The 15710-nt window shown below is 55.2% G+C and carries 14 protein-coding genes; 5 read left to right on the top strand and 9 right to left on the bottom strand.

What is annotated here, in order from left to right; all coding sequences use genetic code 11:
• Positions 1-68 precede the first annotated feature (68 nt).
• On the bottom strand, positions 69-869 hold the full coding sequence (gene nagB, locus PGR10_RS15790; protein ID WP_015367707.1) for a glucosamine-6-phosphate deaminase: 801 nt from the start codon (positions 867-869) through the stop codon (positions 69-71).
• A 314-nt stretch (positions 870-1183) separates the two neighbouring features.
• Between nagB and nagE the strand changes: the two genes are divergently transcribed.
• The 4 genes from nagE (at position 1184) to chiQ (ending at position 7197) form a co-directional block, all read left to right on the top strand.
• Positions 1184-3136: a PTS N-acetyl glucosamine transporter subunit IIABC gene (gene nagE / locus PGR10_RS15785; RefSeq protein WP_113373855.1), complete on the top strand. Its 1953-nt coding sequence runs from the start codon at positions 1184-1186 to the stop codon at positions 3134-3136.
• Positions 3137-3313: 177 nt separating this feature from the next.
• A complete protein-coding gene (gene glnS / locus PGR10_RS15780) occupies positions 3314-4981 on the top strand; it encodes a glutamine--tRNA ligase (RefSeq protein ID WP_045381516.1) in 1668 nt (555 codons plus the stop codon).
• Positions 4982-5416: 435 nt separating this feature from the next.
• Positions 5417-6817, top strand: a complete 1401-nt coding sequence (chiP, locus tag PGR10_RS15775) for a chitoporin ChiP (protein ID WP_045392987.1) — start codon at positions 5417-5419, stop codon at positions 6815-6817.
• Positions 6818-6864: 47 nt separating this feature from the next.
• Positions 6865-7197 carry a ChiQ/YbfN family lipoprotein gene (gene chiQ / locus PGR10_RS15770; RefSeq protein ID WP_113373857.1) on the top strand — a complete coding sequence of 111 codons (333 nt, stop codon included), beginning with the start codon at positions 6865-6867 and terminating at the stop codon, positions 7195-7197.
• A gap of 52 nt (positions 7198-7249) precedes the next feature.
• Here the strand turns inward: chiQ and PGR10_RS15765 are convergent, their stop codons facing one another.
• The 8 genes from PGR10_RS15765 to ybfF all read right to left on the bottom strand — a co-directional run bounded on the left by PGR10_RS15765 (position 7250) and on the right by ybfF (position 14892).
• Positions 7250-8545 (bottom strand): MFS transporter, encoded by a 1296-nt coding sequence (locus tag PGR10_RS15765; RefSeq protein ID WP_430923754.1) that lies wholly within the window; start codon positions 8543-8545, stop codon positions 7250-7252.
• Positions 8546-8600: 55 nt separating this feature from the next.
• Positions 8601-9740, bottom strand: coding sequence for a tricarballylate utilization 4Fe-4S protein TcuB (gene tcuB, locus PGR10_RS15760; RefSeq protein ID WP_430923753.1), 1140 nt, complete (start codon positions 9738-9740; stop codon positions 8601-8603).
• Positions 9727-11130, bottom strand: a complete 1404-nt coding sequence (tcuA, locus tag PGR10_RS15755) for an FAD-dependent tricarballylate dehydrogenase TcuA (protein ID WP_430923752.1) — start codon at positions 11128-11130, stop codon at positions 9727-9729. The genes tcuB and tcuA overlap by 14 nt, the downstream gene beginning before the upstream one ends.
• Positions 11131-11226: 96 nt before the next feature.
• Positions 11227-12153, bottom strand: a complete 927-nt coding sequence (gene tcuR / locus PGR10_RS15750) for a tricarballylate utilization LysR family transcriptional regulator TcuR (protein ID WP_430923751.1) — start codon at positions 12151-12153, stop codon at positions 11227-11229.
• 113 nt (positions 12154-12266) lie between these two features.
• Positions 12267-12719 carry a ferric iron uptake transcriptional regulator gene (gene fur, locus PGR10_RS15745; protein ID WP_015367698.1) on the bottom strand — a complete coding sequence of 151 codons (453 nt, stop codon included), beginning with the start codon at positions 12717-12719 and terminating at the stop codon, positions 12267-12269.
• Between the two features lie 292 nt (positions 12720-13011).
• Positions 13012-13542 carry a flavodoxin FldA gene (gene fldA, locus PGR10_RS15740; RefSeq protein ID WP_015367697.1) on the bottom strand — a complete coding sequence of 177 codons (531 nt, stop codon included), beginning with the start codon at positions 13540-13542 and terminating at the stop codon, positions 13012-13014.
• Positions 13543-13691: 149 nt separating this feature from the next.
• Positions 13692-13985 (bottom strand): LexA regulated protein, encoded by a 294-nt coding sequence (ybfE, locus tag PGR10_RS15735; protein ID WP_015367696.1) that lies wholly within the window; start codon positions 13983-13985, stop codon positions 13692-13694.
• Between the two features lie 133 nt (positions 13986-14118).
• A complete protein-coding gene (gene ybfF, locus PGR10_RS15730) occupies positions 14119-14892 on the bottom strand; it encodes an esterase (protein WP_113373861.1) in 774 nt (257 codons plus the stop codon).
• 229 nt (positions 14893-15121) lie between these two features.
• On the opposite strand from ybfF, the gene seqA reads away from it, so the two are divergent.
• Positions 15122-15682: a replication initiation negative regulator SeqA gene (gene seqA / locus PGR10_RS15725; RefSeq protein ID WP_045393006.1), complete on the top strand. Its 561-nt coding sequence runs from the start codon at positions 15122-15124 to the stop codon at positions 15680-15682.
• The last annotated feature ends 28 nt before the right edge of the window (positions 15683-15710 follow it).

Raw genomic sequence — 15710 nt, 5'->3', positions numbered from 1 at the left:
CTCGCATTGTTCTGGTGTGGCATACAAAGAAAAAGATGGTCCCACGCCAGGGCGCGAGACGGACTACATTACAGACCTTTAATATTTTCAGCTTCTAATTCGTTGAAATATTTCAGAGTCTTCACTTTCAGTTCCATCGTGGACGGCTCGTCGCAGACCACAACCGCTTTCGGATGCAGCTGCAGACAGGTGATGGTCCACATGTGGTTGACGTTACCTTCGACCGCCGCCTGCAGCGCCAGCGCTTTCTGATGGCCCAGCACCAGAATCATCACTTCTTCCGCATCCAGCAGAGTACCCACGCCCACGGTCAGCGCATATTTCGGCACCAGATCCACATCGCCGTCGAAGAAGCGGGAGTTGGCCACGCGGGTGTCATGGGTCAGGGTTTTAATACGGGTACGGGACGCCAGAGAAGAGGCCGGTTCGTTAAACGCGATATGACCATCGTTACCTACGCCGCCCATAAACAGGTGGATTTTACCGTAGGAGCGGATTTTTTCTTCATAACGACGGCATTCTGCATCGATATCCGGCGCATTACCATTCAGCAGGTTGATATTTTCAGCTGGAATATCAACATGGTCAAAGAAATTGCGGTGCATGAAGCTATGATAGCTTTCTGGATGCTCTTTCGGCAGGCCGACATACTCATCCATGTTGAAGGTAACAACGTGCTTGAAGCTAACCTGGCCTGCTTTATGCATTTCAACCAGCGCTTTGTAAGCGGTAAGAGGCGTACCACCGGTAGGCAGACCCAGTACGAACGGACGGTCCGCGGTCGGTTTGAACGCGTTAATGCGGTTAACGATATGACGGGCAGCCCATTTACCTACTTGTTCAGCTGTTACCAGGGGGATCAGTCTCATTCTTCACCTCTATAGTTAAATTAGAACCTGGCGGATTGGCGCCAGCATACTATGAAGAGTATTGCAGCAACTGCGCCGACCGGGGTCAATCCGTGTTGATTTTTTGAATGATAAAATAAGTTTTCGATGTTAGCCAGTCAAAGGGAGGGGGGAATACGATATTTGGTGATTATAGTCACAAAAAATACCCGTTTAATTTGCGATACGAATTAATTTTTCACACACTTTGCCGGTAAGTGATAAATCCGACCTTGTTACACAATAAAAAAGTGGCTTTGAAATGAGCCTCATCGGGGTCTCATAGGGGGAATAAGATGAATATTTTAGGTTTCTTTCAGCGGCTGGGTAGGGCGTTACAGCTCCCTATCGCAGTGCTGCCGGTCGCGGCCTTGCTGCTGCGATTCGGGCAACCAGATCTGCTGAACGTACCCTTCATCGCGCAAGCGGGTGGGGCAATCTTTGACAACTTAGCGTTGATCTTCGCCATCGGCGTGGCATCAAGTTGGTCCAAAGATAACGCGGGTTCTGCGGCGCTGGCCGGCGCGGTAGGTTATTTCGTGATGACCAAAGCGATGGTCACCATTAACCCGGAAATTAACATGGGCGTGCTGGCGGGTATCATTACCGGTCTGGTCGCGGGTGCTGTTTATAACCGTTGGGCCGGCATTAAACTGCCAGACTTCCTGAGCTTCTTCGGCGGTAAACGCTTCGTACCTATCGCTACCGGCTTCTTCTGTCTGGTGCTGGCTGCCATCTTCGGCTATGTCTGGCCGCCGGTGCAGCACGCTATTCATGCGGGCGGCGAATGGATCGTGTCTGCGGGCGCGCTGGGTTCCGGTATCTTCGGTTTCATCAACCGTCTGCTGATCCCAACCGGTCTGCATCAGGTGCTGAACACCATCGCCTGGTTCCAGATTGGCGAGTTCACCAACGCCGCGGGCGCGGTCTTCCACGGCGACATCAACCGCTTCTATGCCGGTGACGGTACCGCGGGGATGTTCATGTCCGGCTTCTTCCCGATCATGATGTTTGGTCTGCCGGGCGCTGCGCTGGCGATGTACATGGCTGCGCCGAAAGAGCGTCGTCCGATGGTCGGCGGTATGCTGCTGTCCGTGGCCATCACCGCCTTCCTGACCGGTGTGACCGAGCCGCTGGAATTCCTGTTCATGTTCCTGGCGCCATTGCTGTACCTCCTGCACGCTATCCTGACCGGTATCAGCCTGTTCATCGCAACGGCGCTGGGTATCCATGCGGGCTTCTCCTTCTCCGCGGGCGCTATCGACTACGTGTTGATGTACAGCCTGCCGGCAGCCAGCAAAAACGTCTGGATGCTGCTGGTGATGGGCGTGGTGTTCTTCTTCGTTTACTTCCTGTTGTTCAGCGCGGTTATCCGCATGTTCAACCTGAAAACGCCGGGTCGTGAAGATAAAACCGACGACGTCGTGACTGAAGAAGCTAACAGCAACACCGAAGAAGGTCTGACTCAGCTGGCGACCAACTACATCGCAGCCGTAGGCGGTACCGATAACCTGAAAGCCATTGATGCCTGTATCACCCGTCTGCGTCTGACCGTCGGCGACTCGGCGAAAGTCAACGATGCCGCCTGTAAACGTCTCGGCGCCTCCGGCGTGGTGAAACTGAACAAACAGACTATCCAGGTCATCGTTGGCGCGAAAGCGGAATCCGTTGGCGACGCCATGAAGAAAGTGGTTGCCCGTGGTCCGGTTGCCGCTACCGCCGTCTCGACTGACAGCGCGCCAGCCGCCGCGCCTGCGGCCAAACCGCAGGCGGTTGCAAACGCTAAAACCGTCGAAGCGCTGGTTTCCCCGATTACCGGCGAAGTGGTGGCGCTTGAGCAGGTGCCGGATGAAGCCTTCGCCAGCAAAGCCGTCGGTGACGGTGTCGCGGTGAAACCGACCGATAACATCGTTGTCGCGCCGGCGGCCGGTACGGTGGTGAAAATCTTCAACACCAACCACGCATTCTGCCTGGAAACCGATAATGGCGCGGAAATCGTCGTCCATATGGGCATCGATACCGTCGCGCTGGAAGGCAAAGGCTTTAAACGTCTGGTTGAAGAGGGCGCACAGGTGAAAGCCGGCGAGCCGATTCTGGAAATGGATCTGGCGTTCCTCAACGCCAACGCCCGCTCGATGATTAGTCCGGTCGTCTGCAGCAACAGCGATGATTACAGCGCGCTGGTGATTCAGGCAACGGGTAACGTTGTCGCCGGCCAAACGCCGTTGTTCGAGATTAAAGGCAAGTAAGGCTCCTGAGTAGAGTTTTGCCTCAGCGGCGCAGCGAAACCTGCGCCGCTTTTTTTTGCCGCAAATACCCCCATATCCAACAACAGATACGTATTTTGCGTAACTAATAGTTGTCTCTGCGCCCTGCTTGTAAGATCATGTGCCGTTATACGTTGTTTACGCTTTGAGGAACCCGTGATGAGTGAGGCAGAAGCCCGCCCGACTAACTTTATCCGTCAGATCATCGATGAAGATCTGGCTACCGGTAAGCACACCACCGTTCATACCCGCTTCCCGCCGGAACCGAACGGCTACCTGCACATTGGCCATGCAAAATCCATTTGCCTGAACTTCGGCATCGCTCAGGATTACCAAGGTCAATGTAATCTGCGTTTCGATGACACCAACCCGGTGAAAGAAGATATCGAATACGTGGAGTCGATTAAAAACGACGTGCAGTGGTTAGGTTTCCACTGGTCCGGCGATGTCTGCTACTCCTCTGATTACTTCGATCAGCTGCATCAGTATGCGGTTGAACTGATCAACAAAGGTTTGGCCTACGTTGACGAACTGTCCGCCGACGAGATCCGCGAATACCGCGGTACCCTGAAAGAACCGGGTAAAAACAGCCCATACCGCGATCGCAGCGTGGAAGAGAACCTGGCGCTGTTCGAAAAAATGCGCACCGGCGGCTTTGAAGAGGGTAAAGCTTGCCTGCGCGCGAAGATCGACATGGCGTCGCCGTTCATCGTGATGCGTGACCCGGTGCTGTATCGCATTAAATTTGCGGAACACCATCAGACCGGCAACAAGTGGTGCATCTACCCGATGTACGACTTCACCCACTGCATCAGCGATGCGCTGGAAGGTATCACCCACTCGCTGTGTACCCTGGAGTTCCAGGACAACCGTCGTCTGTACGACTGGGTGCTCGACAACATCAGTATTCCGGTGCATCCGCGTCAGTATGAATTCTCGCGCCTGAATCTCGAATACACCGTGATGTCCAAGCGTAAGCTGAATCAGCTGGTGACGGAAAAGCACGTGGAAGGTTGGGATGACCCGCGTATGCCGACTATTTCCGGTCTGCGCCGTCGTGGTTATACCGCTGAATCCATCCGCGAGTTCTGCAAACGCATCGGCGTGACCAAGCAGGACAACACCATTGAGATGGCGTCGCTGGAGTCGTGCATTCGTGAAGATCTTAACGAAAACGCGCCGCGCGCGATGGCGGTAATCGATCCGGTTAAACTGGTTATCGAAAACTATCCGCAGGGCGCAAGCGAAATGGTGGCGATGCCGAACCATCCGAACAAGCCGGAAATGGGTAGCCGCGAGGTACCATTCAGCGCTGAGATCTGGATCGATCGCGCGGACTTCCGCGAAGAAGCCAACAAACAGTACAAGCGTCTGGTGCTGGGTAAAGAGGTGCGTCTGCGCAACGCCTACGTGATTAAAGCGGAACGCGTTGAGAAAGATGCAGAAGGTAATATCACTACCATCTTCTGTACTTACGATGCCGACACCCTGAGCAAAGACCCGGCCGATGGCCGCAAGGTTAAAGGCGTTATCCACTGGGTGAGCGCGGCGCACGCGCTGCCGGTTGAAATTCGCCTCTATGACCGTCTGTTTAGCGTGCCGAACCCGGGCGCGGCGGATGACTTCCTGGCGGTAATGAACCCGGAATCGCTGGTCATCAAGCAAGGTTTCGCGGAGCCGAGCCTGTCGAAAGCGCAGGCGGGTAAAGCATACCAGTTCGAGCGCGAAGGTTACTTCTGCCTCGACAGCCGCTACGCCACCGAGAGCCATCTGGTCTTCAACCGCACCGTTGGCCTGCGTGACACCTGGGCTAAAATCGGCGAGTAATGCTCACCGTCTTCATGAAACGCCGCGCACTGCGGCGTTTTTTTTATTTCAGAATCAGTGAATTAAGAATCGATATTTTTTCGATGCGAATTAATCTTATTAAAACGCAGTAATAATTCCCCATCTCTTCCTGCCTGCGTATTTACATTTAACCGTTTCAGCTTTGACGGATTTTCAATTTTTTTTCGATATAACCATGACTTATCGTTAAAAAAGCTGAGAAGTAAGTCTGTAACAAAACGACATAAATTATGTGCGCTTTGTCATAATCTTAAGCTTTGCTCTGCGAAAGAGATTGATAATTCGCGTCACGAAAAATAGTCTATCCATAGTGGTTTCGCGGACTTTTAACCGCACCGCTTTTAGTACTTTTTTATTTTTTTAGCGAGCTGCCTTTGGCAATCGCAATTTTAAAACGTCAAAGAGGATATGCACATGCGTACGTTTAGTGGCAAACGTAGTACGCTGGCGCTGGCTATTGCCGCCGTCACCGCGATGTCGGGTTGGGTTGTGGCTCCACAGGCCAGCGCAGCAGGCTTTATCGATGATTCTACCTTAACCGGCGGTATCTATTACTGGCAGCGCGAGCGCGACCGTAAAAACGTAGAAACCGACAAATACGAAACTAACCTTTCCCATTCTACCTGGAACGCCAACCTGGATTTCCAGTCCGGCTATGCCGCCGATATGTTTGGTCTGGATATTGCTGCCTTCACCGCGATTGAAATGGCGGAAAACGGCGACAGCGGCCATCCGAACGAAATTGCTTTCTCCTCCAGCAACCGTGCGTACAGCGAAGATTATACCGGCGATAAGAGCGGGATAAGCCTGTATAAAGCGGCAGCAAAATTTAAATTTGGCCCGGCGTGGGCGCGCGCGGGTTATATCCAGCCGACCGGACAAACGCTGCTGGCGCCGCACTGGAGCTTTATGCCGGGTACCTATCAGGGTGCGGAAGCCGGAGCCAACTTCGACTATGGCGATAACGGCGCGCTGAGTTTCTCCTATATGTGGACTAACGAATATAAGGCGCCGTGGCATATCGAGATGGATGATTTCTACCAGAACGATAAGAAAACCAAAGTTGACTATCTTCACTCTCTTGGCGCGAAGTACGATTTTAAAAACGATCTGGTGCTGGAAGCCGCATTTGGACAGGCCCAGGGCTATATCGATCAGTACTTTGCTAAAGCCAGCTACAAATTTGATATCGCGGGTTCGCCGTTGAGCACCAGCTATCAGTTCTACGGTACCCGCGATAAAGTCAGCAACGGCGGCGTCAACGATATCTACGACGGCACCGCGTGGCTGCAGGCGATCACTTTCGGCTATAAAGCGGCCGATGTGCTGGATCTGCGTCTGGAAGGGACCTGGGTGAAAGCCGATGGTCAGCAGGGCTACTTCCTGCAGCGTATGACGCCAACCTATGCCTCCTCTAACGGTCGTCTCGATATCTGGTGGGATAACCGCTCTGACTTTAACGCCAACGGCGAGAAAGCGGTGTTCTTCGGTGCGATGTACGACATGAAGAACTGGGACATGCCGGGCTGGGCGTTTGGCGCATCCTATGTTTACGCCTGGGATGCTAAGCCTGGCAGAATGGCATCCCCGGATGCTTACTACGATCCTAACTATCGTCTGAAAGAATCCGCCTACAGCCTGGATGCTATCTACACCCTGCAGGAAGGCCGCGCGAAAGGAACGATGTTCAAACTGCACTTCACGCAATACGACAACCACTCCGACATCCCGAGCTGGAGCGGCGGTTACGGCAACATCTTCCAGGATGAGCGTGACGTGAAGTTTATGGTTATCGCACCGTTCACCATTTTCTGATGCCTGCGCGGCGGGCGTGAGCCTGCCGCCCCTCCGGGAGAATAATTATGAAAAAGCTGCTGCTCATCGCCATCATGGCATCGGGTTTGGTTGCCTGCGCGCAATCGCCAGCGCCGAAAGAAGATTCCAAATTGAAAGATGCCTATAGCGCCTGTATCAACACGGCGGAAGGTAATCCGGACAAAATTGAAGCCTGTCAGAGCGTGCTCAATGTCCTGAAGGAAGAGAAACCGCATCAGCAGTTTGCGACGCAGGAGAGTGTCAGAGTGCTGGATTATCAGGCCTGTATTCAGGCGACGCGCACCGGTAATGACCAGGCGGTCAAAGCGCGCTGCGATAAAATCTGGCAGGAGATCCGCAGTAATAACACCACTAAGTAAAGCAGACAGTTAAGCGTATACGGGCGGAGCGCACACTCCGCCCGTCGCTATTTTAACGCGGTATTTCCGCTGGTTGATAGCCGCGGCTCAGACGCATGAACAACATGGCGGTGGCGGCGAATCCGCATAGCGCCGCGCACATCAGCCACCAGCCCGGCGCGCTCTTATCGCCGGTGATTTCCACCAGCGCGGTAGAGATAGCCGGCGTCAGGCCGCCGAAGATAGCGGTGGCGAGGCTAAACGCCAGCGAAAAGCCCACGGTGCGAACGTAGACCGGCATCACTTCCGTTAGCGCCGCCACCATTGCGCCGTTATACATACCAAAGAAGAACGAGAGCCACAGCAGCACCAGCGTCATGCGGGTGAAGTCCGGCGCGGCGGTGAGCCATTGCATCACCGGCCAGGTGGTCAGCAACGCCAGGACGGTGATTCCCATCAGCACCGGACGACGACCTATTTTGTCTGACAGCGCCCCGCCAATCGGCAACCAGATAAAGTTAGAGATACCGACCAGCATCGTGACCAGCAAGCTGTCGCGTGCGCTCAGATGCAGTACCGCTCTGCCGTAAGTTGGGGTATAGACGGTAATAAAATAAAAGGTGGTGGTCGTCATCGCTACCAGTAAGGTGCCTGTGCTGATGATGCGCCAGTTTTTAACAATTGTGGTCAGTATCTCTTTCGTATCGGGACGATGCTTACGCTGAAGAAAGGCTTCGGTCTCCTGCAGCGAACGCCGGAGCACGAAAATCAGCGGGATAATCAGGCAGCCGATAAAGAAGGGAATGCGCCAGCCCCATTCTGCAATCTCGTCGTGACCCAGCGTCTCGTTCAGCGCGTAGCCAATCAGCGCCGCCATGACGATGGCCACCTGTTGGCTGGCGGACTGCCAACTGGTATAGAACCCCTTTTTCCCCGGTTTGGCGATTTCCGCCAGATAGACCGACACGCCGCCGAGCTCGACCCCGGCCGAGAATCCTTGCAGCAAACGGCCAATTAATACCAACACCGGCGCCAGCACGCCGATGGTTTGGTAACCCGGCACCAGCGCAATCAGTAACGTGCCGCAGCCCATAATCGCCAGGGTGACCATCAGTCCTTTACGGCGCCCGATCCTGTCGATATAGGCGCCCAGCACCACCGCGCCAATGGGGCGCATCAGAAAGCCGGAACCAAATACGGCAAAGGTGAGCATCAACGCCGCAAACTCGCTCTCTGCCGGAAAGAAGGTTCTGGCGATATAGGTGGCATAGAAACCAAACAGAAAGAAGTCGAATTGCTCGAGAAAATTACCGCTAGTTACGCGGAGAATTGCGCCGAAGGTACCGGCGCGCGATGTTGGTTGAGTCATAGAGTTTGCTCTCCATTGTCTTTATCTTGTTGTTATAGAGGTAAGAGTGAGCGGGTTAGTCGCCTGCGACTGCCGCCTGTTTTCCGCGCCGCTTCTCAATCGCCCACTTGAGTAACGCCGCACAGCGATAAAATCCGTGGGCAAATTTTCCGTAAGGCAGCGTTAAAAACAGCGCCATCACCACCCCGAGATGGATAGCGAGCAGAATGCCCATCCACGAGGTGTCCCGGCCCGCCAGGAGCGCGAGCCCGGTAAAACTGGTCAGCAGCAATAGCAAGATAAAACCACGATCCATCGGTTTTTGCCGCGCGTCGCCGTGCAGCGGCGAGCGGCGCAGGTTCAGCCATAGCAAACCCGCAGGGCCTACCAGCAGCCCGATCCCGCCAAGCGTGCCCAGCAGCACCGGTACGCTGAAGAACGGGTAGGGCGCTTCCCAGCCGGCGAAGTAGTGATAGCCGGTGGCCACAACCGTGGCGGCGAAACAGAGCATAAAACCGTAAAAGGTGAAGTGGTGAAAACGGCGGCGCATCAGGGTGAAGGCGTCATCGGCCTCGTTACAGCCTTTACCGTGTCCGCCGTCGAGATATTTCAAGGTCAGCGCATCATGTGAGGCCCTGGCGATATCAGCCGCCTGCGGTTGGCCCGGCGAGATCTCGCGCCAGAAACGAATCACCCCGCTCATCAGTAAACCGATGGCCAAAATAAAGACTGAACCAAACATCCACGCCAGCAGGTTATGTGGGAAAATCTGGTAGAAATCGCCGGCCAGCGGCGGGTGCAGCAGCGAGCCTTTGAGCCCCATCGCCAGCAGCAGAAACAGGACAAGACCCGCGACCAGCGCCAGCACCGTGGCGATCCCCGCACGGCGATATAAACTGCCGAAAGCGGCGGGCCGGGCGTAATGTTGATAGGTTTCCAGCCGCACTTCCGCCATCGCTCTGGGAACATTAATCGCAAACTCGTGCGGCGGGGCATACTGGCAGGCGTGCAGGCAGGCGCCGCAGTTGTGGCACAGGTTCGCCAGATAGTTAATATCCGCCTTGCCAAAGGACAGACGCTGGGTCATGGCCGGAAATACGGCGCAAAAGCCTTCGCAATAGCGGCAGGCGTTACAGACCTGCATCACCCGTTCGACTTCCGCTTCCGGCTCGGTGATGATTTGCGCCTCGATGATCAGCTTTTCAAGCGACTTCATGATGTTTCTCCTGCTGCGCCGCCAGGGCGGCTTGCTGACCGGCAATGCGGCCGAATGTGGTCCCGATCGACATGCCTACGCCGGCGGTATAGCCTTTGCCCAGCACGTTGCCGGCCATCATTTCGCCGGCGACAAACAGATTGCGGCTCGGCTTGCCGGCAAAGTGGACGGCGGCGTGTTGATTGACGTACAGCCCGAGGTAGGTGAAGGTGATCCCTGGACGTAGGGCATAACCGTAATAAGGCGGCGTATCGATAGGCCGCGCCCAGTGGGTCTTCGGCGGCGTCAGGCCGGCGGTGGCGCAGTTATCAAGACGGGTATGGTCGAACTGGCCTGGCGTACAGGCGGCATTGTAGCTGGCGATGGTCTGTGACAAACGTTCGCCGTCCAGCCCCAACTGGCGCGCCAGTTCCGCGATGGTATTGGCCTGGGCGCCCGGAAATACGGGCGGCATAAACTGTCCAACGGCTTTGCTGTCGATGATCGAATAGCCGATTTGCCCCGGCTGGTGGGCGACCAGACGGCCCCAGATGGCGTAACGTTTGGGCCAGAAATCTTCCCCTTCATCATAAAAGCGCTCAGCATCGCGGTTCACCACCACCCCCAGCGACACGCAGTCGACGCGGGTACAGATGCCGCCGTCATAGAGCGGCGCCCGGGCGTCAATGGCGACGCAGTGCGACTGCGAAGGATCGCCGATGATATCGGCCCCGGCGTCGATCATAAATTTGAGCAGCACCCCCTGATTAAAACGGGTGCCGCGGATGAGAAAGTTGTCGGCAGGCCATTCGCCGCGCTCATTTTGCCCCCAGGCTTCGCGCAGCCACTCGCGGTTAGATTCAAAACCGCCGGCGGCGAGCACGCAGGTTTTCGCGGCGATCCGCTCGGTGCCCGCCAGCGCGGCGACGAATTCGCCATCACGTAATTCAAGCGCCTGCACCGGAGTGTTATAGCGGATCTGCACGCCCATCTGCTCGGCGCTGCGGTAATAGGCATTGACCAGGGCTTTACCGCCGCCCATAAAAAAGGCGTTGGTGCGTGCGACGTGCAGGGCGCCGGATAAGGGCGGTTGAAAGTTAACGCCATGACGGCGCATCCAGTCCCGACATTGCGACGAGGTGCGGATCACCAACCGGGCCAGCGTTTCGTTGGTGTTGCCCCCGGTCACGCGCAGCAGATCCTGCCAGTATTCTTCTTCCGGATAGCTGTCGACTAAGACATCCTGCGGCACATCGTGCATACAACGCAGGTTACGCGTGTGCTGAGAGTTACCGCCACGCCATTCCCGCGGCGCGGCCTCCAGCAGCAGGACGGATGCGCCTGCTTCCCGGGCGGTTAAGGCGGCGCATAACGCGGCGTTGCCGCCGCCAATCACCAGTACATCCACCATTATCGGCTCCATTACGCTTTGACTAATTGTTAAATTTGTAATGGAAATGTAAGATGTAGGGGCGGCAGGCGCTATGGCGTAAAGCTAAAGAGGGGTTTAGTAAGTGTAAAGACTGGCGCCCGGCCAGCAGCCAGTTTCCACAAGCTGACGCATGACTTTGGTCAATATCACGCGCGCGGCAAGGCCTGCCGGGGTGAGTTCATCATCTGAGAGACTGACCAGAAAATTAGGTCGGCTTAGTACCGGATTGTCGACGCCGATCACTCTTAGCGCCTCGCTGTCGAGATGAGAAATCGCCGCGCCCGGCTGCAGCGTGGCGCCGAGCCCGTCACGGACGGCGCGCATCAGCAGGGCCAGGCCATCGATTTCAGCCACCACGTCAACGTTGATGGCGTGCTCCTGACAAATAGCGTCCAGCCTGCCGCGCAGGCCATGCCCCTGGCTTGGCATAATCAGCGGGATGGCGGCCAGTTGGTTCGGGGAGATGCTATCGCCGGGCAGCGGCGCCAGCACGTCATGGGCGCCAATGAGAAACAGGCGCTCTTCGAGAATGGGTCTGGCGCTCCAGCGCAGGATCTTCTCTTTCTGGAAAACGATGGCTAAATCGAGCTGGCGGGTATTGATCATCCGTTCCAGATTGCCGGAGAGGCTCTCCACCAGGTGCAGGCGGACGTCGGCGTAGCTTTCGCGCATGGCGTTGATAAAAGGTACGCCAAGTACAGAAGCGGTGCTGGGCGCCATACCGACGCTGACGTGACCGGAAAGGCGTGCTTCACGCGCGGCGAGAATGGCATCGTCAGCATGGCGCAGCGCCAGTTGCGCCTGTGGGTAAAAGGCCAGCCCGGCGCTGGTGGGCATTACGCCACGCGAAGTCCGTTGCAGCAGGCGGATAGCGAGTTCATTTTCCAGACGCGCCATTTGCTGGCTGAGCGCAGAGACGCCAATATTCAGATCGAGCGCGGCGCGGCCCATACTGCCGGTTTCCACGATGCGGACAAAATAGCGTAGCTGGCGCAGCTCCATAGTGACTCTCCGTACAAGGCGATAGGCTCTGACAGAATACGCATTCAGGCGGATTTCGCCCATAAAAAAAGCCAACCTTCAGGTTGGCTTTTTACGACAAACGAGACGGGAAATTATTTATTCACCGCATCGTGGGCATGTTCATCTTCGCGGCAGTCGCCTTCCGCACAGTGGCCGTACAGGTACAGGCTGTGGTTAGTTAAGCGGATGCCGTGTTGCGCAGCAATTTCACGTTGGCGGGATTCGATAGAATCATCGCTGAACTCGATCACTTTGCCGCAGTCGAGGCAAATCAGGTGATCGTGGTGGTGCTGCTGAGTCAGCTCGAATACGGATTTACCGCCTTCGAAGTTGTGACGAGTCACGATGCCTGCATCGTCGAACTGGTTCAGCACGCGGTAAACGGTAGCCAGACCAATCTCTTCACCCATATCGATCAGGCGTTTATATAAATCTTCCGCACTGACGTGATGGTTATCCGGTTCCTGCAACACTTCCAGAATTTTCAGTCGGGGAAGTGTGACTTTCAGGCCAGCCTTCTTTAATGCGATATTGTTGTCAGTCATGCGGAATCTGTCCTGTTGCTAAAGATCGGCTTCCTTCAAAGGGAAGCAATACAGAGAATCACCCGATGTAATGCGTCTCATTATAGAGCTGCTACTCTGAAATGAAAACTGCAAGCATCGCGCCTTGTAAGCTGTCAAAAACGAATTACCAGCTACAAACTGTGTCACGTGACCTCGTGGAATCAGAGGACATTGTACAGATATGTGATGAAAAGTTAAAAACTTGTAGCTATTAGTTTGATTGCTTTTATCTATTAATTCAGCGCAGCTTAATAGCTGCGCCGTTTGATTCTTAGGCGTTTTTGATTTCTTCCAGATGCAGCTCTTCGGAAATCTGCTTCACCCACTTCTCAACGCGCTCGTTGGTCAGTTCCGGTTGACGGTCTTCATCAATCGCCAGACCTACGAAGTGATCGTCGTCCGCCAGGCCTTTCGACGCTTCAAAGTGGTAGCCCGCGGTCGGCCAGTGGCCAACGATGGTTGCGCCGCGCGGTTCAATGATGTCACGAATGGTGCCCAGCGCATCGCAGAAGTATTCTGCGTAATCTTCCTGGTCGCCGCAGCCAAAGACGGCTACCAGCTTACCGTTGAAGTCGATCTCTTCCAGCGTCGGGAAGAAGTCGTCCCAGTCGCACTGCGCTTCGCCGTAGTACCAGGTTGGGATGCCGAGCAGCAGAATATCGTGGCTTTCCAGATCTTCTTTGCTGCTCTTGGCAATGTCGTGAACTTCAGCAACGTCTTTACCGAGCTGCTTTTGGATCATTTTTGCAATATTTTCGGTGTTGCCGGTGTCGCTGCCAAAAAAGATGCCGATGATTGCCATGAGTAAAATAACCTCTTGAAACTTAATGATGTGGTAGTGGCATTATGCCTACAGTTAACGGCAATCATAGCAGAACAGGGAAGGGCGCGGAAACAGCAATAACGTCCTGGTGCACACTCTGCTACATGAAAGCGATTTTTTTGCGTTTTTCAGACTTCGCCCTGGTTACGCAGGCAGGCCAGTTGGTGCATCAGCATCTCTTCGATAAGATCGCTGCGGCTCATATTGCGGGCTTCCGCCAGCTCATTAAGCGCGTCGACCGCATCGGCGTTGAGCTTCAACTCAACGCGCTTCAAGCCGCGAACCTTATCGCGTTTGAGCTGATTGCGTTTGTTGATGCGCAGTTGTTCATCGCGCGAAAGCGGATTGGTTTTCGGTCTACCCGGGCGACGCTCATTTGCGAACAAATCTAATGTCGTTCGGTCCGTTTGTTCTTTTGCCATGATTCAGAGTGACTTCGGGGAAACAAGCTGCCGGGCTATAGCCGGCGCAGATAGCGCGCCATAATACATCAGGCGAACCGCTGCGCCAACGACCGCGGGCATTCTGCCGCGCGGTCGGGCGTTTTTTAGCCACTCAGGCTTCAATTGTGCTCAGATAACGGCGAATTGCGCGTAAAACCGCCTCGGGTTTTTCCGCATGCACCCAGTGTCCGGCGCCGGCAATGACGTGGGCGCGGGCCTGCGGGAACTGCGCCAGCAGCGCGTCGCGGTATTCATCGGTGACATAAGGGGAGTTGCCGCCGGGAATAAATTGCGCCGGGTGCGGCCAGGCTGGCACGGTTTCCCAGCCGACAATATGCGGGTATTGATCCCACAGCGCCGGCACGTTGAAGCGCCACGCGCCGTCGACAAAGGATTTCAGCAGAAACTGAATGACGCCTTCTTCCTTTATATGCTCGCGCATCACCTGCGCCGCCTGCTGGCGGGTGCTGGCGGCGGATTCGCTGACCGCGTTAATCGCCGCGAAGATCTCATCATGACGGCGGACGTGATAAGCCACCGGCGCAATATCAATCGCCACCAGCCCGGCGATGCGATCCGGCGCCAGCGCGGTCAGCGCCATCACCGCTTTGCCGCCCATCGAATGGCCGATAAAAGTCGCTTTCTCTATCTGATGATCGTCAAGAGTATCCAGCAGATCCTGCGCCATCGCGCGGTAGGTCATCTCCGGCGAACGCGGGGATAAACCGTGGTTTCGCATATCGACCTGCAATATATCGTAGTCGGCGACCAGATCGCGGGCGAGGATCCCAAGATTGTCCAGGCTGCCGAACAGGCCATGTACCAGGACGATTGGGGATTTATTGTGCGGGTTTTGTGCAGATTGCGCTCGGCTATTTAATTTCATGGCAAAGTTCTTTTTTTCGCTCCGTCGGGTTAGGGTATTATGTTGGACATTCTGCCATTAGGCTGCAAGACCCGGAAGCATTCTGAGTTTTAACGCCATCCTGGTTTGACGCTATTCGCGGTTGGGATTTGTCCTCTATCTGCTGCCTGTTGCGCTGCGGCGTGAAAGACAAAGGATAGTTAATCCCGACGACTTGTATTCAGAAACAAAGAAATCGCACTGGATTAAGATGAAAACAATCGAAGTTGATGATGAGCTCTACCGCTATATTGCCAGCCACACTCTGCATATCGGCGAGAGCGCATCCGACATTTTACGGCGCATGCTGAAATTTACCGCCGTTTCTCAACCTGCATCTGGCGCGCCTGCGGCGAAAGCCGCGCCGGCGGCTGCTCCTGCGGCGGCGCCAGTCGTCGAAGCGAAGCCGGCCAACCCGGTTAAAGATAAAGTCCGCGCGATGCGCGAGCTGCTGTTATCTGACGAATACGCGGAACAAAAGCGCGCGGTTAACCGCTTCATGCTGGTATTGACTACGCTTTACTCGTTAGACAGTAAGGCTTTTTCAGAAGCCACTGAATCTCTGCACGGGCGCACCCGCGTATACTTCGCCGAAGATTCACGGACGCTGCTGAAAAGCGGTAATCAGACCAAACCGAAACAGGTTCCTGGTACGCCGTGGTGGGTTATCACCAATACTAATACCGGCCGTAAATGCAGCATGATCGAACACATCATGCAATCAATGCAGTTCCCTGCGGAGCTGATTGAAAAGGTTTGCGGCACGATCTAGTTAATTAAACTTTGCACCAGAAGGATCA

Origin of the sequence: Klebsiella sp. 141198 (assembly GCF_050600785.1) — a bacterium.
Classification (GTDB): Bacteria; Pseudomonadota; Gammaproteobacteria; order Enterobacterales; family Enterobacteriaceae; genus Klebsiella; species Klebsiella aerogenes.
The sequence above is the reverse complement of the archived record's forward strand: the minus strand, read 5'-3'. Positions and strand labels throughout refer to the sequence as shown.